The sequence below is a fragment of the Oceanobacillus sp. NCCP-135 genome (genome assembly GCF_059698015.1).
Genome location: NZ_BAAKSZ010000010.1, coordinates 103,292 through 120,920, shown reverse-complemented (window position 1 = coordinate 120,920; position 17,629 = coordinate 103,292). Strand labels below are relative to the sequence as shown.

Here is a 17,629-nt window from a genome sequence, read left to right as displayed (position 1 = left end):
GACGATTGAGGTCTTTTTTAAAGAGGCAAAACAACAACTCCGATTGGGGAAATGCCAGTCTCAAAATTTTGATGCACAAATTTCCCATGTAACGACAACCTATATTCTTTATATCTAAAGAACTATTTGAAGAATCCTTTTTGGGAAATCAGTTATTTGAAAGAGATAAAGCTGCTTAAATGATTAAAATGGAATATAGGAAAAACCCCATAATAGCAGGAAAGATAGGCTAAGAACATAGCTTGTAAACCCTGTTTTTGGGGGTGCGAAACTTAAGTCTATTAATATACCAGTCTTATCATCTCGCGGCTTTAGCCGTGGGTATACAATACATTGCTGGTCCCCATTTTCCCGCAATTCCACTTCTTCTAATAAACCTTCCAATCCTCTGGTAAAGGCCAGTTCTGCCGTATGCATCCATCCACTTGCTTCTTCGTATGCTGTCGGTAATAGTAACCCATCACTGAGCAATAGAATAGCAGTGACCTTATTAAGTGGAATGCTGCCATATTCCATATAGGCAAATGCTTCTTCTGTCCCGTCAATAATTCCATATCCTTCTTTGCTGTTCATTTTTTCACGGTTGCTTAACAAAATTGGGTTAACCATTTCTCTAATCTCTATCCAGTCAACACTATCTCCCTGTTCCTTACGTAATTTTATCATTTCATTTATTGCCAGCTCGTCAAACTGATGTATAACATCATGCGTAACTGCACGAATCCCTTCATTTGCATATTTCAAGAAAATCATACAGTCTCCGGCATGGAAATAATCAAATCCGGATCCATTTTCCTGGATTTGAATTGCCGCTACACCTGTAGTGCTCCTCTGTCTTTTCGGTATTTCTTTCATAGTTGAGCTAGATAATTTGCTTACATTCGTTTCATAGTAATCTAGCATTTTTTCACCAAGCTGCTTATTTGCCTGGAGCATACATTGGTACAGCGAATTTGCTTGATTTAATTCTAGTAAACTTTCCTGTACTACTTGTGATGCTATGTAACCAGGGGCGCCATCCAGTCCTGTTGCTCCATCAATTGCAGCAAAGACATTTTCTTGCTCGTTTAGAACATACGTATCTTCATTTATAGGTTTATCACCTTTTTTGTACAACTTCGATATTTTCAAGAAAATCACTTCCACTCTATTAACTATTTAATACACTTAATCCTGCTCCAATAAGACCTTGGTCATTATCTGACTGACTCATTTCCATCCCATCTAAAATATGCATTTGTTCATCGATCAGGTAAGCGCTCAGCTTTTCTTTTATTTGCTCCAGTAGAAAAGGATTGTTAGATATAACACTGCCTCCAAATACAATCTTATGTGGGTCAATCAAACTAGTGATCATATACACACCTTGAGCTAATGACTCTGCAGCATTATTAATAATCTGCTGTGCATCAGGATCATTTTTATAAAAGGCTACAAATAGGTCAGTTGTTGTCATTGCTTCATTTAAAAACAATTTTTTCGCTCTTTTTTCCATAGCCATCCCTGAAGCTGATAATTCTATCCGTTCCATTTGTTTTTCTATATTCTGTGTAAAGACAGGGATTAAGCCTAACTCACCAGCAAATCCAGCTCCACGTAAAAACTCGCCTCCCTGGATAATGGAACAGGATATTCCTGTGCTGATTGTAACATATACAAACAATTCATTTTCCTGTAAGTTTGCTTTTTTCCATTCTGCAAAGGCTGCCATGTATACATCATTGTCGATTACTATACGCTCTATCCCAAAGGCTTCCTGCAGTCGATCTTTAAATGGAAAGTTCTGCCATGGCAAGTTGTTCTGGAAAACAGCTATTCCATTTTTCCGGTCTACCTTTCCTGGAATACCAGCACCAATTCCGTAAATTTCACTGGTTGGTATACTGGAATGATTCAAGAGCAGATTTATACAAGTAACTACTTGTGTAAACATGCCCTCTTTGCCAGCAGGTTCACTTTTCACTAATTCCTTCTGTACGAGATCACCCTTTTCGTTTATAATTCCGGCTGCGATTTTTGTTCCACCAATATCAAGACATATCGCGTACCTCATCTGATCCTCTCCCGTTCCTTTTCTCAATAAAAGCAAAACAAACCGGAAATAATTCCAGTAAGGTTTGCCTTTTTTATCATTAAACAAACTTTCTATTGTAGTTCCAAAGTAAGAATAACAGTCCGGAAAGACCGATTAATTGACTTAATAACTCTAGCCTGCCCACGGTTCTTTGCCCATTGATAATTAAAAACATACAAAAGAGAAAAAAGATGACTTTTAAAATCTTCATCATGTTTTCATTCATCCTAGTATTCCTCCCATACGATTTCACTTGGTTCCAGTGTCACCACATGTGTCTGTCCTGCTCCGTCATAAATAGTTGTAGTTTGTATTTCATTTGAATTATTTACAATTGCATAAATAGACGCTTCTGGATATGCATGTACCTCGCAATGCACATTGGAAGAATGCCATTTCTTAAATTCATCCTCTTTATGTGCTGCAAAGAATAAGGATCGCATCAAAAGGCGAGTATTCTTATAACTGTAAGGTAACCCAGCAATATAAACACTTCGTCCTTTTCCAAAAGAAGAACTGGATAGATGGACTCCCCCATTCGAGTATTCTATAATCTCGGTGTCCTTATTTAGTGCGTAAACATTTTCCACATCTTCACCGAAGTTATATTCCGTAATGTCTTCATTAATAAAGTGTGCTGCTACTGTTTCTGTAAAATACTTATTTGTCGATAAGCTGAAACCTAATTCCTTATCAACCCCAAGCACATTTGCCAGTTGGAAGAAACGTCCCTGATGTTGGTACGCAGTTGGTTCACCGACTCCGATAAATCCGCCTCCATTATATACCCATTCTCTCAAGGAAGAGATTAGTTTTTCATCAAGCCATTTTTCACCACCGGAAAAAGCTGTCCCCATGTCTCCCGCATTGATAATAACATCGATATCCTCCGGGATTCCCTGGTTTATAACATCGTCAAAACTGATAAAGTTTACCTCCGCCGCTGAACCGCTAAGTGCTTCCAGGATACCTTGGTAGGAGTATGCTTGCTTATACCATTTTCCATGTGCAACCATATGTGTTTGCCATGTTCGTAATTTGCCCCATGAATTTAGAATTGCCACTTTGATGACCGAGTAAGGCTTTATTTCTTTAATATTTTCATAGATTTCCCGGAATTCATCGGTAATTTTTTCTACATAATTGACGAACTCTGGGAATTTATAAGCCAAGCTTGGATACCCACCATAACCGATCCGATCAAGAGGCTTGCGCATCAAAGCTCTTCTGGCAGTGAGCCAATTTTCATTCGCTTCAATTACTGGATTATTCCCCTCATAAAATGTATCCGGGAAAAAGTAAGGCAAGAACCTGCCTTCTGTATATTTCACATGCGGAATATCAGCAATCATTCGTAATGTCGTTCCGTCTCCCACACTACCAACAACCGCATCGATGCCTATGTCCTGAAAATAGCTTCCATAGGGTTCTGTTCCAATCCAGTTATCACCTAAAAACATCATCGATTCCTTACCATTTTCCCGTACCATATCAACCAATTCTTTAACTTCCCCTGCAACAAATTTTTGAATGAAATCCATGTAATCCAAATATGCCTGGGTTGGAACACGGAATGTTGTATTGTAAAATCCTTGATCAACAATGTCTTCCGGTCTTAATCGATAGCCCTTCTCTTTTTCAAAGGCTTGAAGTGCTGCCACAGAAACACTTGCCCCGTACCCGAACCAATCAACAAATTTTTCCTTGCCAAGATCATTAAATATCAAGGTGAAATGATAAAAAAAGGTGGTAAAGCGAACAACATCTGTATCCGGATTTTCCTTCAGCCACTTGTTTAAATAGTCTTTAACAAATTGATTTGAAAAAGGCTGCCGAACATCAAAGGGGATATCATGCGGCTTATCTCCCCAGTTATTTGTAATGTGATTATACATCTGTGTAGGATCCCATTTCATATAGGCAAGGAAAGAAACCGTGTACTCATGCCATGCTTCTGCATTTTTGATTACCACAGTGTTCTCATCTTTAATAACTTCCCAGTCATCAGGATCAACCACAATTCCTGTTGTACGATCAATTACTTCCCACCAGGTCATTGGGTCATGAATATAGTCTGGTTCTACCTGTTCTTCAAAATAACCATTCATAAATGCCACAGATAATTTATCGCAATTTGCTGTATTATGCTGTGACATCAAATATAATTGCTGCATTTCCTCAGGATGCTGTTTTGCAAATTCGTTATGGTTCCGCGCTACAAAATATGTCGTATAGATTTTTGCATCTAATTGCTTCAGCTCGTCATCCAGTTTCGTTCCGTCACTATCACGCAGCGAATCTGCCCCCCATCGTTCCATCAGCTCTTTAGTTTCCTCTAGAAAGTTTTGCTCACTCGGGAGCGTTACCCGTCCTGTTAATTTCTTCATCTCTTCCACCTATCCTTTCAATCCTCCAACAGTCATACCTTGTGTTAAGCGTTTCTGTACTATGATGTATAAAATTAATGTTGGCAGCATGACAATCACCATTCCTGCATACATTGGACCATAATTGACTGCCGATCGTTCAGCTGCCATCAAATTTAATAATCCAACTGGCAGTGTCTGATTTTCTCCAGGCATTAAAGTCAGTGCCAGAATATACTCATTCCAGAATAATAAAAAATTAAACAGGATAACGATCACAATGCTCGGGGTCGCCATTGGCAACATGACAGAAAACATTGTTCTGTAATAGCCTGCACCATCTATGCTTGCTGCTTCCTCAAAATCAGACGGTAGGGTTTCAAAATAACTCGACAATAAAAAAATTGTAAACGGCAATGCTGTCGCTGCATAAATCAGCGCCAGAACCAACCGATTATTCAACAGTATACCTTGACCAAACATTGTGTTTATAATCGTATTCCAATCCAAAAGCATTAGAAAAATCGGTACAGCTATGTAGCTAACATTGATAAACAATCCTGCTTTAACAAAAGAATTTATGAAACTGCTTCCTCTAAATTCAAATCTGGATAGAACGTATGCTGCTGGTAAAGCCACCACCAATAAAATCAGTAATGCAAATGTTGTAACCAAAATTGAATTTAACAGATATTCGCCCATTTTCGCTTCATGAAATGCCTCTATAAAGTTTTCAAAGTGGAAACCAACCGGCATTGCCCATGGACTACCATAAAACTCAGCATTTTCTTTAATTGAAGCTAAGAACACCCATCCAACTGGTACTATAATAAGAATGGTAAGTGTGATTAATGCCACATAAATGAATAGCTTATATAAAACCTCTGTATGCGAACCTTTTGATTTTTTCATAACTGCTCAAAACCTCCTTAGTACTCCAGCACGTCGCGTTTGGTAATAGTATTAACAATAGCGGCAAGTGCAAATGAGAAGATAAAAACGACTACACCAATCGCCATTCCATAGCCATAGGTGGAATTCCCATAAGCCTGCGAATACATATAGGAGAGAAAGACTTCAGTTGAGCCATCAGGTCCTCCACCTGTCATCGCTTTTACGAGCAAAAAGCTTAAGTTAATCGTACTAATAATATAAAAAGTTAATGTTGTCCTAATGTTATTCCAAATCAGAGGCAGGGTGATGCTGGTAAATTGTTTTAGCTTGCTGGCTCCCTCCAAGGAAGCGGCCTCATAGAAACTCGCTGGAATACTGGCCATACTGGACATATACATCACCATGTAATAACCAATTGCCTGCCAGACCAAAGCACCTGCAACACTGTAAATAATAATGTTCTGATCCCCTAGCCACATTTGCTGGAAACTCTCCAGACTGAGTGTTCCGAAGATACTGTTTAATAAACCACTTGATGGATCATAAATAGCCGAGAATATACCAGCAATAACTACAATCGATAGAATATTAGGTACATAGAATATTACCCTGAAAAAGTTACCACCTGGAATCGTTTCTTTTGTTAAAATAGCTGCAAAAAATACTGCTATCAGCAGAGTAAAAATAGCTACCACAACAATTAACAAAATTGAATTCTGGAAGGATTGAATAAAATCCATATCATTCCATAGGGTTTTAAAATTATCAAAACCTACAAACTTTTTTGTATTGGAAAAGCCCCCCCAGCTATAAAGAGACATCCGAAACACTTCAAATGTCGGTACAACCATGAAGATAATAAATAAAAGAATTGCAGGAGCAATACATACACTAATAAAAATATTTCTGGAAGTTGTTTTTTTCAGCGTAGACACCTCTCTTCAGGAAATAAAACGACGAGTCAGTATTTGACCGCCGTTTATTACCTATTATAATTCATTGCCAGGATATCCCTTAATTCATTGCTTCTCTTAGTTTATCACTAGCTTCTTCAACACTCGCCTGCCATTCTTCAATTGTCATCTTTCCACTTATTACACTTCCAATGGATCCATACAATATATCACCCATATTCACGCCGGCTACCGGTTCTGTAGAAGCGAATGTTCCCATAGCAGGGAGTACATCTTCATCATCATAAATACTGTAGAAGATTTGTTTTTGCCCATCCAGCTGGTCAGTTATCCCTTCAACTGGCTGTACAGCACCAGATTCTAGGAAGATAGTAGATGCTTCATCTGAATACATATACGTAATGAAATCTTTTGCAGCATCTTTATTTTCAGCTGCAGAAGGAACCCACATTTGTTCAAAGAAGGTAAATGCATAACGGTCACCATCATCTTCAAATGCTGGAATGGCTGTCATACCCCATTCAAAGTTTTCTGCTCTAGGTGCTTCTTTCATTTCATCAACTACCCAGTTACCATTTGGCATGAATAATGCTTTATTATCTAAAATTAACTGTTGATTCTTTGTAAAATCATTTGGATTCGCATTTGCAACCGTATTTTTTTCTGTATACTCAGCTAATTTATCTACCGTTTCAAAAGCCTTAGTCGCCTCATCAGACTCCCAGACACCATCTTCATAAGTCATTGCGGAGTTGAAAAGCTCCGGACCGCCTGCCGCATACAGCATGGAGCCAATAAATGTATCAAAGTAGCCTGTTGTTGGATACGTAAACAATGCAATTCCTTCCTCAGCAGCTTTATCCCCTAGTTCCCACATCTCATCCCAGGTTTTTGGAACTTCCCATCCTTTTTCTTCAAATAGACCAGCGTTGTAGAATAATCCAGTCGGACTGTAGAACATTGGTGCCAGATATGTTTCACCATCTGCATAGGGATTTGTAGCAAGGGTATCGGTAAATCCATCAAGGATTTTTTCATTAACCACATCATCTTCTCCCGACACTTGCTCGCCAAATACATCTGTAATATTTTCTAACCCGTTTTCTTTAATTAATGTTTCTGTCAATGCTTCAGGTCTTCCAGTTGCTAGTAAAACAACATCTGGGTATTCTCCTGCCTGCATATTTGGACGAATTACTTCTTCCAAATTCTTTTTAATGGTAAATTCAATCTCCACATTCTCGTTGGCAGTTTCATAGGATTCAGCGATTTGTTCCCACATATCAGCACCATATGCCGACTCCAAAGCAGCTACATGCAATGTTGTTGTTTCTCCTTCATCATTTCCTTCATCCTTTGGCTGTTCAGACTCAGAATTAGTTGAATCACTGCAAGCAACCAAACCAACTGTCAATAATAGAACGGTTAAAGCAAATAATAGATTTTTGACCTTCATTTAAATGCCCCCTTTTTAATTAATACCATACTTTTATCCTATAACTATAAAAGCGCTTTCACAATAAACATCTTGTTGATATTTTTAGTTATATTGCTTTTTGTTCACCCAGCCTATAAAATATAATTAAATCGATACTAAGGAGCGAAAATAATGTCCTATGAAGTCTATAAAATGGAAGAAACCTTAACTAAACAGACGTCTTATAAACTTCTCTATATTACCCGCTCGGCATATGACAAAGGCTGGCACAGTACCCAACACACCCATCACTTCACAGAACTATTTTATATTGTGGAGGGAAAAGGTTCTTTTGTATTGCCAAATAATGAAGTACCAGTAAAGGAAAATGATTTAGTAATTATTAATCCCAATGTCGAACATACTGAAAGATCCAATCCTCAAGATTCCCTTCAATACATCGCTTTAGGAATTGAAGGGCTGGCTTTCACACTTTCTAAGCAAGAAGATTCCCTCATGGGCTTGTACACATATCAGGGGGAGCGCGAGGACATTTTATTTTATCTTAATAAAGTATTAGAAGAAGTGAAGAATGGTCACAGCGATTATGAAGTGATCTGCCAGAATATAATTGAAATACTGATTATAAAACTCAAGCGGGAAAAGAAATTAACTATTGAAAAGACTGAGTCAAAAAATATAAATAGAGCTGTTGCATATACAATACATTATATCAATCAGAATTACCGTGATACCATAACACTGGATATACTTGCTGACGCTGGTCATATTAACAAATATTACTTAGCCCATCTTTTCAAAAAAGATATGGGAATCTCCCCAATTGAATATTTAAACAAGATTAGAATTAAAGAAGCAAAGAATTTGTTGGCTATCACCGACTACAGCATTGCCAAGATCGCTGAGATCAATGGCTTTTCCTCGCAATCATTTTTTGCACAGGCATTTAAGCGAACAACTAATCAGACTCCATCAGACTATCGAAAAGAATACTTGAAAAATTAGGCAAAAATAATGGTGCTACTATCAATTTATGAAAGTAGCACCATATTATTTTACCAAATAGGAATATAAAATTTTGGCTGCAATTAATTCTTACACTTAAACAACCATGTCCAAACCATTTTACTTTGCCTAGCACCCTACCCGCTCTTCCTTATAATAAGTCAGCACCGAGTCGCTACGGATAAGGAAGGCCAACTAAGACTAGGCTTCTAGTAAGGCGACGGCATACACATAGAAGTGAGCATGTTACTCTTATCTCATACGGGCATGAAAGATCGACTAACTAAGCCGTCCTCAGCGAATACGTATGCGCAGACGCAGATCGTACTGGAATAAACGGGCGTCCCGCACTTTTGTATTGACCTATAGGTTATCTATTTACTTGATTATCTCTCTTTTTTCTTTCTTATTCTTCAAACCATTGCTTACTTAATTTTTCCAAGTAGATTTCAAGAGATTTGGCAGTCTCGTTATCAACTTCTGCATTATTTAAATGTTTCAGGAAATCCTCCAGATGCTTTTCAGCCTGTTTGTCATCTCCCTTTTCGTAATGATGTTCCGCTTGCTTTAACCGGTTCTTCAATTGTTTGGATACAGAATGTTTAATCTTACCGGCATTTTTGTATTCATCTATTTTTTCATTTAAAGCCTCAAATATTGTAGTTATACGGAGATTATCCAAGATAAACGTGCCTTCTCCTGTATGCATATTTAGTGCAGTCCCATCATTGAAAATTCCAATATACGTCTGTCCGTTATCGGAGCCTGTTACAATAACCTCAGCTGTTTTCGTTTCTGTTGACGGGGCCAGTGTTTCATTCACACCCAAGCCAGATAAATTATCGCTATTTCTCTCATCAATTTCCTGATCTCCTGAGATGAGACGATATGAATTGGCTGTTGTCTGATAGTCAAACGATACTTTGTAAGTTACTCCTGGTTCAAAATGAAAGTGTTGTGGGATGGTGCGATATACTAATCCACTGTTACCTGTATTCACTTTAACGGACCAATTTCCATCTATAACATCGTCCACTAATTTTGCATCGGCCCAGCCTTTTTGTGTATATGGTGCGTTTTTTTCAGCCAAGTGTATTCTATTATCTTCCACATTTTCGGTATTACCAATAACAAACGGGTAAATACCTTGTACCACCGTTTCAAAATCCTGTTTGAATACCCCTTCAGACACGTGATTTGCCAAGGATTTTTGGACTATTCGTATATCATCAAATTTAGTGTTTCCTTCTCCGGATTCACGACTGAGAGTTATCTTGGCAGTATCACCCGCAGCAGTAAAACTCACTTGCATTCTTTGCATTTTACTATTGTAGCCATCATTTGTTGCGTGTGAATCAGCTTTTATATAGTTTTTTTGCAAGCTCCGCAACGTGTAATTACTTACGTCCTCTACTCCGCCGGTTACTTCGATTGCTGCCTGTGAATCACTATTGTTTTCAACATAAACCTCAGCGACATAATCTTCACCTGGCTCCAAATCAGTAATCGTTCGTGAAACAGAAGTGAATTCTGATGGACTGTCAATATTCAGGTAGTAGTCTCCACTGCTTAAATTACGTCCATTTCCTTTCTTACTTGTTCTGATGACACTTACAGCTTCTCCATCTCCGGTAACAGTTGTAGATTCATCTTCAACTGTCCCTGTATTGAAACCAGTGTCGTGTACATGTGCACCAGTACTCCAATCATCGATTTGTACTCCTGCATCTTCCCCCGCAACAACAATATAAGGAGTTGCTGCATCTGCTGTTAGCGTTACTCGATTATTGACTACATCAACCACTTGCCTGTCTGCCCTACCTTGATCTGTCAATTTGTATACTTCAACACTGGATACATCTTCATACTCATCTGGAAGTGTCCAAGTTGATTCTCCACCTTCCAAATTCCAGTGATACAACTTTTCAGAATCTGGGGTTGGTGTTTCAAAGTCTTGTTCTACCCATGGAATCAGATACGTATGTCCATCAAGTACAACATTGTCATTAAGTGTAATGGTGCGTCCTCTGGAGTCATCTTTTCTAGTTACGACAACACCATCACCGTTACTTGGATCTTTCAATTCTATTTCTTTTTCTAAATTGATTTCACTCTCGTCGCCATCTGCCTTTGTCCAATTCGTTACGTAATATTTTTGCAGAAACTTTGTTGGTATATTGGTATCAAATGTCATATTGATAAAATTGTCAAAGTTCTTATCTGATTGCCAACCTTCAAATCCAGCTAATTCATATCCACCAAGTAATGGGTGATCAGCAGTTCCGCCCTCTTCTGGCCAATTCAATACCCAGGAATCCTTTTGGTGATTGCTAATAAAACGCAGAACTTCAGAGTTGATTCCCTTGTTAGCTGCACCTCCGTAATTTTTATCTGTTGCCCAGTGCTGCCAAGTTGAGTGATTTGGAATAGATGTACCAAACTCAGTAGTTACTCTCAACCCTCTCTCAACGAACTGTTCTACAACTCTATTAGACTCCCATTGATCCTGATACCAAACATCTAAATAAACAAAGTCAAGATCTGGTGCAACTGCTTCTAATTCATCTAATCTTTCAGCACGGGTTCCTGAGTACAAATCTTTTAATTTATCAATAACATAAGCCTGGTCAATCCAGCCCCATCCTCTACTATTAGGACCGTGAATCAAGTCTTCATTGAATGCTTTCGCTTCAGGATAAGTTTCCTGTGCATTGATATGAACACCTAATTCAGCATTGTACTTATGTCCTTCTTTAATAAGTGTGTTCAAATCTTCAGCACCACCCATACGTTCACCTACATCACCGTAGTCTGGGTGTGCACTGTCATGGCCTTCATTTCCATACCCTTTTAATAAAACAGCTTGTCCTAAGCCATCAGTTGCAAGGGCTACTTTTTTAACATTATCCAAAGTTTTAAGGAATGGTTGTTGTGCCTGTGACCCAAAGTTCATAGCAATGCGTGTTGCCACGTTATTATTGATATCTTGCCAATTTGGAATCTCCTGCATAATGTCACGGTATGCAATTGCACCATCCTGCCAATCAACCTCACTATCATTATTTACATCTTCAGCGATGGCAATCTTTACAGTAGGTTTATTTGACGACGGCTCAGGCATAAATTCCCTGTGATAATAAAACATACTGGAACCTATCCCCATTGCCTTTGCACCAGCCTCATTCTCATAACGATTGGCAACTAAGTTTCGATGACCATTCACCTCAGAACTAGACCATACACCTGCGCTTAGCTCCTCATTTGATAAGAAAGCTGTATAATAAGCCGCTGAGCTACCAACTTTATCCATAGAATCGTTAATAGATACATCCACATCACCTGGGTCTCTAACATGACTGCTAAGGTTAGTTAATTTTGCTTTAGCATCATTTTCACCGGAATTTACTGAGATAAAGTTCATATCAGCAAACTCAACCGATTCAATGGTTGCATCTCCTTCATTAGTAATTTCCTCAAAACTGTAAATACCCTTATTATCATTTACTTTTAAAGAAACTTTAAATTCAGCATCAAGCCCTTCGTATTCGTCTACTGCGGCTAATGTGTAATGTGCTTCACTATCACTAATCTTCTCAAAGCTTACATCTGGATAGTAGAGCATGCCATTTACTTTTAAACCGTAAACAGGGGCTTCTTGTCCTTTCATTACTTTATCGCCTATTCTATATTCCATAATACGAGGGAATACCTCGTCAATAACCACATCCATATATTCCGAACTTAATGTATTTTCTTTTGGTGGGGTTTCTGGAGGTTGAGGTGGAATATATTCTATGATTTTAATATTTGAGATCGTAATATTTGCATCCCCACGGCTCTTCTCAAATCCAAGTAATCCGGGATCACTTACACCTCCTGGCTGAGTCCAGGAATCCACTTTGTCGTCATCAATGTATAAAGTAGCTACATCATCAATGAATCTTATACGCAAACGATAGGATTGATCAGCTTCTAGTGGGGGTCCTGCGGTCATAGCCGTCCAACTATTTGCGGGTCCAAATATCTCACTAAAATACTGATTGTTCTGATCACCTGATCCTACATAAGTATATGCAGATGAATTCTGAACACGATAGATTAAACCAAAACGATTTAGGTCCGTGTCTGGTGTGATTTCAGCCTCAAAAACACCATCCTTTATTTCATCGGTATTATTGTAGACAATTTTATTTTTCCCATTTGACGTAACACCGAAAGTTACTGACCCATCGTTATTATAAGTCAGGCTTCCGTCACCTTCGATTACTTCAAAATCCCCTTCTTCAAAGTCGCTGTCTTCAATATCTACCAGAGCCTCTTCTGATGGAACCTCATTGGATTCATTTTCTGCTCCAACATGCAGGGGCGCAGAAACATTCAACATTAAGGGAAGTAGCAACGTTAGCACTAAAAAAATTGATAACTTGTTTAAATAACTTGGTCTCAAACTATTTCCTCCTTCAATTTGTACGTGCTTGCTATTCTTTAGCTATGTGACAGTATTAACTTCCAGCAAACTCATTTTGTATGTTTGATCATTAACTTAAACGGTTAATTCATCCTATGAACAAAATCGCGGGTGCCCGTTTAAGAACGTACGGATTGTGCTTACGCTGGACTTGGCTGTATAAGTGTAAGAATTAATTACAACCAAATCTTATCTTATCAAAAATAAACACCTCCCCTTATAAACCAAATTAGTACTCTGTTTTCTATTAACCATTTTTCTCCTGACTTCTTTTACAATTAACTCCTCCGACCATCTTTACTTATGCCTATATATCACCTCCTTAAAAAAGCTACTACACAGCCAAGAATGTTAACGGTTACAAAATACTTCTATAAAATTTAATATACTTATTAGGTTTTTCCGTACAGTTGGCTAGATTGGGAATTTTCTTAGCTGATTTATTGTAGAGTTATGTATTACTAAAATGGGGCTTTTTTTGATTGCTTTATACTGTATATAATCAAGGCTACATACAGAAAATCACTTTCACAACAAAAATCTTGTTAGAATTTTTAGTTATCTTGCTTTTATCTGTGTCACCTATAAAATAGTAGGAAAGGATACCTAGTATAAAAAGAGAAGAAGCGCCTGGTTTGAGACATATGGACTAGGACGAGAATGCCAACCTTAGTAGTACGAATTTAACCCAGGTTTCCATTAAGCTTATCTCCTGTCTGTTTAGATAGATTAAATTTTGCGGGGTGGTAGCGTTGCAGACTGGTTTGCCCAGATTATTCATACGGTGGTTGTTCCCTCCCCCGACCCAACCGCATTCTTTCCCGGTTTCAACGTTTATTCCTATCTTGACCGCGTTGTCTGACCGTTCCAATTGTCGCAGTCATCTGCCGGTATGTAACTACATACTAGGTTTTTCCAAAATAAAAAAAGAGCGTATCTCAATAAGAGATACGCTCTTTAAATATTGGATCTATCGCTTAATCTTCATTTCCGTCACCAATGGTAAATGATCAGAAGCCTCTGAATAGATAACTCTTTGGTTCGAGTACTCTATAGATGGTGAGGTAAGAATATAATCAATTCTTTTTATAGGATTGATTACCGGGAATGTGTTTGCATCTGAGATATCCGCGAAACTATCTACAAAATTCCCTTCCTCCAACAACAATTGAAATTCCTCACTGTCAGGTTCTGCATTCAGGTCACCTAATAGTATTCTCGGTCCTTCAAAAGAAGAAGTTGCATCAATAATCTCTTCTACTTGTGCTAGTCTGCTAGGTACATCCAAGCCTAAATGTGTATTATATACATTCACATGGATACCCCTGATATTTACAGTTGCTCGAAGGAGACCGCGTTGCTCCTTACCAAAGCTGCTTAGAAATATATTTTCTGAATCAATGATTGGATACTTACTTAGGATCCCTGTACCATACTGTCTATTTTGCTCTTGTCCTTCAGCAGGGTCTAAATCAAGATTGGCACCATAGACATAATGATAACCCAGTAATTCAGCTAGTTCTTTTGTTTGATCTTGGAAATCACTCCGGTCTCCATAAAACCTATCAACCTCTTGAATGCCGATAATCTCTGCATCAGCATCTTTTATTACCTCTGCAACTCTTTCTAAGCTCAACTCGCCATCTAACCCAACACCATGGTAAATGTTATAAGACATTACGTTGACATCCACTGCTTCGCCATACCCATTATTTGCAAATACATTAGTAGACATCGAGAAAACCATCAAAATACTCAAAGTTACTCCAATAAAATATTTCTTCATTAAAATCTCTCCTCACCTTATATTTTAATTTAAATACTAAAGTTTCACCTCTCATTCTCTTTTAGTTATATAAGTAAATTCATAGATGTACCATTTTAAAGAAGAAGCTTATAAAGCGTTTATCTCCACTTTTATATACGTTCTGTCATCAAAGGAGATATTATCCTCAATGACTCCTTTTGTTCCCATATTTTCTTCAATGCAAAGGGGGTCAATTTCTAGTAGTCTTTTTAATTCTCTCTCGGTTTCTTCCAGACTTCCATAGATTTTCGGATATCCATCAGAGCCTAGTGAGATATACTCTGTGTTTGGTGGAATATCTATTGTTTTAATTAATTCCAATGGAATAGTGAATCCATTGACAACAGCGTAACTTAAAGAGCTGACAGGTGTGGCATTCTGGAAGTTGTATTGTTTTTGAATCAGCGGTTTAATTAACTCAAAACCAATATCATCAACCATTAGTTCTTCTGACTGCCTCCCCACCTGCAGTTCCCCTTTCATAATGATACTTCTTACTTCTTCAAATACTTCATCTACCCGCTTTATATTTTGATGAAGTATATCATTAAAGAAACATTGACAATCACCAATCAACCATACTTTTTGGTGATACTTACTGTAAATAATCACAGAGGCACTTGGACGTATATATGGCTTTTCTTGGATCTCATCTTCTATCCCTAATCTCTTGTACAACTGTTGGTAATTGGAATTGATCGCTTTAACTATTGCTTCAATATCTTCTTTTCCACTTAAATGTAGGAAGGTTTGTCTAATAGTTGAAGCCGCTAATTGCCCCGGGGTTTGCCCTGAAAACTCCCTGCCAGAAACGTTTGTTGCTCCATCAATGACTACCGCAAAATGCTCATTACAGTAATACGTATCCTCACAGTTGTCTATATCCCCTGTTTTCGATTGAATGAACTTTTCTACTATCCTCATAACAGTTCTCCTCCCTCAATAAATTTCGATTTTCTTAAAATACCTCTGCTTTTCTCCATTTTCCTTCTATTACTGTTGAAGCATTTTGGTAGGGTCAGGAAGATACTGCCGTTATAGGATAATTTTGGAAATAAACAATCTATCTAAATAAACCTAGCAATTGGTTTTCCAAAAACTGGATGGCTTATTTCCTATGATCGCACCTTAGATCTCCACATTGAACATGGTGGTGGACCCTCCCATTTCTCTCGGCGTCAATGCGCGTACATTCCTTCGTTCGACCTTACCATGTGTGGATGCCGGAAATGCTTATAAAGTGGGTCTATGCCCTAACGGAGGTAATATCGACCGGCTAATCCGTGCTTCGAATGTAATAGAAATAAATCTAGATAATAGACAACGTATTTTCTGTTTTTCGTGTGTTTCTTAAGCTGTTTCCTGTAACGTATTCAATTGTGGAATGTCTCTTATCATACGTGATTCGTCAAAAGAACAATTGCGCATACCTATGACAAAAAATATCTTGATTAACTTCCGACTAAGTGCCACAAAGGATTGTTTCCCTGTGAGTGGATTATTTGATCGGTTTTTATAATAATGGTGTAGCTGTTTAAATCCTTCATTATGAATCGATAGGGGGCGAGCAACTTGATATAACAGGGATCTTAATCGACGGCGGCCACGTTTTGTGATGGTCGTTTGTCCTTTAAATAATCCAGATTGGTTCATCTTGAGATTGAGTCCCGCTAATTTAATAATTTGGCGTGGATCTCGATAGTTGGACAAGTCCCCGACCTCAGCGAAAAAGCCAGCAACCGTTATCGAACTAACCCCTTTTATCTCCATCATTTGACTAGCCCCAGGAACGTGAAGAACAAGATTTTCAAGTAGTGCCTCATGGGCTTGGATGCGTTCCTGTATTGATTGATATTGATCGATTAAATAACGAAGTTCTTGACGTGCCATCTTTAAGCCAACTGTTAGGCCTACACTTGTCTCAGCTGCGTGTTTAAGCTCCTGGATGCGTTTGATTCCAACGCCACGCTTGGCTGCCTGTTTTACCTCTGCCATTAGTTTCTCTTCGGAGCTTGATTGGATGTCCTTAGGGAAATAACCCTTTTTCAAAAAATGAAGAGCAGCTTTTCCAGTCCAATCTTTAAAAACGGTTAGAAACTCTGGAAAATAGCGATCCAGCGCATTGTGTACTTGTGCTTTTATGGATGCCAAATCTTCCTGCATCATGTCGTGTAACTTTATTCCTTCACGCAATTCTGCGTAGATGCCTTCCAGTAATATTGGTTCATGATATCGACCAGCTCTAATTACTTGAGCAATGACTTTTGCATCTTTTGTATCGTTTTTAGTTGGTGAATCATCGTCCAGTTCCTTGGTGCGCTTCACCTTCATCGGATTAACAACAACAGTATGAAGTTCCAGGGCTTTTAAATAATAAGCTAGATTGAGCCAATAATGGCCTGTTGGCTCCATTCCTAAAATAAGTTTATTTCGATTAGTCTCATCTAAAAGTTGTTGAGACCAATCAAGCAACTGTTTAAACCCTGTGAAATCATTGGCGAACACTAATCGTTTCGCTAAATCAAGACCGCGGTCATCAATTGCACGAGCTACGTGTTTGTGCTTTGCCACATCAATACCGATGATGATAGTTTTTTCCGTTATTTGCGCTAAGCGCTCATTTTGTGTAAAATCCATTGTAGGGATCCTCCTTTGGTATTAAA

At 38.2% G+C, this 17,629-nt stretch carries 12 protein-coding genes; 1 reads left to right on the top strand and 11 read right to left on the bottom strand.

Annotation, left to right across the window (positions count from 1 at the left end; all coding sequences use genetic code 11):
* Positions 1 to 183 precede the first annotated feature (183 nt).
* The 7 genes from AC6HVZ_RS09400 to AC6HVZ_RS09370 all read right to left on the bottom strand — a co-directional run bounded on the left by AC6HVZ_RS09400 (position 184) and on the right by AC6HVZ_RS09370 (position 7,704).
* Positions 184 to 1,131, bottom strand: a complete 948-nt coding sequence (locus AC6HVZ_RS09400) for a hypothetical protein (protein ID WP_497557890.1) — start codon at positions 1,129 to 1,131, stop codon at positions 184 to 186.
* Between the two features lie 19 nt (positions 1,132 to 1,150).
* Positions 1,151 to 2,053, bottom strand: a complete 903-nt coding sequence (locus AC6HVZ_RS09395; RefSeq protein WP_497557889.1) for an ROK family protein — start codon at positions 2,051 to 2,053, stop codon at positions 1,151 to 1,153.
* A 79-nt stretch (positions 2,054 to 2,132) separates the two neighbouring features.
* Positions 2,133 to 2,300, bottom strand: a complete 168-nt coding sequence (locus tag AC6HVZ_RS09390; protein ID WP_497557888.1) for a DUF6903 family protein — start codon at positions 2,298 to 2,300, stop codon at positions 2,133 to 2,135.
* Position 2,301: 1 nt separating this feature from the next.
* The gene (gene gnpA, locus AC6HVZ_RS09385) at positions 2,302 to 4,461 is read right to left on the bottom strand and encodes a 1,3-beta-galactosyl-N-acetylhexosamine phosphorylase (protein WP_497557887.1); all 2,160 of its coding nucleotides are present in this window, start codon (positions 4,459 to 4,461) and stop codon (positions 2,302 to 2,304) included.
* Between the two features lie 9 nt (positions 4,462 to 4,470).
* Positions 4,471 to 5,352: a carbohydrate ABC transporter permease gene (locus tag AC6HVZ_RS09380; RefSeq protein ID WP_497557886.1), complete on the bottom strand. Its 882-nt coding sequence runs from the start codon at positions 5,350 to 5,352 to the stop codon at positions 4,471 to 4,473.
* Positions 5,353 to 5,369: 17 nt separating this feature from the next.
* Positions 5,370 to 6,269, bottom strand: a complete 900-nt coding sequence (locus tag AC6HVZ_RS09375; RefSeq protein WP_497557885.1) for a carbohydrate ABC transporter permease — start codon at positions 6,267 to 6,269, stop codon at positions 5,370 to 5,372.
* A gap of 79 nt (positions 6,270 to 6,348) precedes the next feature.
* Positions 6,349 to 7,704, bottom strand: a complete 1,356-nt coding sequence (locus AC6HVZ_RS09370) for a carbohydrate ABC transporter substrate-binding protein (RefSeq protein ID WP_497557884.1) — start codon at positions 7,702 to 7,704, stop codon at positions 6,349 to 6,351.
* A gap of 174 nt (positions 7,705 to 7,878) precedes the next feature.
* Between AC6HVZ_RS09370 and AC6HVZ_RS09365 the strand changes: the two genes are divergently transcribed.
* On the top strand, positions 7,879 to 8,691 hold the full coding sequence (locus AC6HVZ_RS09365; RefSeq protein ID WP_497557883.1) for a helix-turn-helix transcriptional regulator: 813 nt from the start codon (positions 7,879 to 7,881) through the stop codon (positions 8,689 to 8,691).
* A gap of 406 nt (positions 8,692 to 9,097) precedes the next feature.
* On the opposite strand, the gene AC6HVZ_RS09360 is transcribed toward AC6HVZ_RS09365, so the two are convergent.
* The 4 genes from AC6HVZ_RS09360 to AC6HVZ_RS09345 all read right to left on the bottom strand — a co-directional run bounded on the left by AC6HVZ_RS09360 (position 9,098) and on the right by AC6HVZ_RS09345 (position 17,603).
* A complete protein-coding gene (locus AC6HVZ_RS09360; protein WP_497557882.1) occupies positions 9,098 to 13,138 on the bottom strand; it encodes an endo-alpha-N-acetylgalactosaminidase family protein in 4,041 nt (1,346 codons plus the stop codon).
* A 991-nt stretch (positions 13,139 to 14,129) separates the two neighbouring features.
* Positions 14,130 to 14,945 (bottom strand): endonuclease/exonuclease/phosphatase family protein, encoded by an 816-nt coding sequence (locus AC6HVZ_RS09355; RefSeq protein ID WP_497557881.1) that lies wholly within the window; start codon positions 14,943 to 14,945, stop codon positions 14,130 to 14,132.
* Positions 14,946 to 15,053: 108 nt separating this feature from the next.
* Entirely contained in the window at positions 15,054 to 15,890 is an 837-nt protein-coding gene (locus tag AC6HVZ_RS09350; RefSeq protein WP_497557880.1) for a hypothetical protein, read from the bottom strand.
* Positions 15,891 to 16,316: 426 nt separating this feature from the next.
* Complete coding sequence (locus AC6HVZ_RS09345) at positions 16,317 to 17,603, bottom strand: IS110 family RNA-guided transposase (RefSeq protein WP_497557879.1); 1,287 nt, start codon at positions 17,601 to 17,603, stop codon at positions 16,317 to 16,319.
* Between the last annotated feature and the right edge of the window lie 26 nt (positions 17,604 to 17,629).

Coding starts and splice junctions, on each gene's coding strand:
- AC6HVZ_RS09380 (WP_497557886.1), bottom strand. CDS start 5,352: ATGAAAAAATCAAAAGGTTCGCATACAGAGGTTTTATATAAGCTATTC.
- AC6HVZ_RS09390 (WP_497557888.1), bottom strand. CDS start 2,300: ATGAATGAAAACATGATGAAGATTTTAAAAGTCATCTTTTTTCTCTTT.
- AC6HVZ_RS09370 (WP_497557884.1), bottom strand. CDS start 7,704: ATGAAGGTCAAAAATCTATTATTTGCTTTAACCGTTCTATTATTGACA.
- gnpA (WP_497557887.1), bottom strand. CDS start 4,461: ATGAAGAAATTAACAGGACGGGTAACGCTCCCGAGTGAGCAAAACTTT.
- AC6HVZ_RS09365 (WP_497557883.1), top strand. CDS start 7,879: ATGGAAGAAACCTTAACTAAACAGACGTCTTATAAACTTCTCTATATT.
- AC6HVZ_RS09395 (WP_497557889.1), bottom strand. CDS start 2,053: ATGAGGTACGCGATATGTCTTGATATTGGTGGAACAAAAATCGCAGCC.
- AC6HVZ_RS09355 (WP_497557881.1), bottom strand. CDS start 14,945: ATGAAGAAATATTTTATTGGAGTAACTTTGAGTATTTTGATGGTTTTC.
- AC6HVZ_RS09350 (WP_497557880.1), bottom strand. CDS start 15,890: ATGAGGATAGTAGAAAAGTTCATTCAATCGAAAACAGGGGATATAGAC.
- AC6HVZ_RS09345 (WP_497557879.1), bottom strand. CDS start 17,603: ATGGATTTTACACAAAATGAGCGCTTAGCGCAAATAACGGAAAAAACT.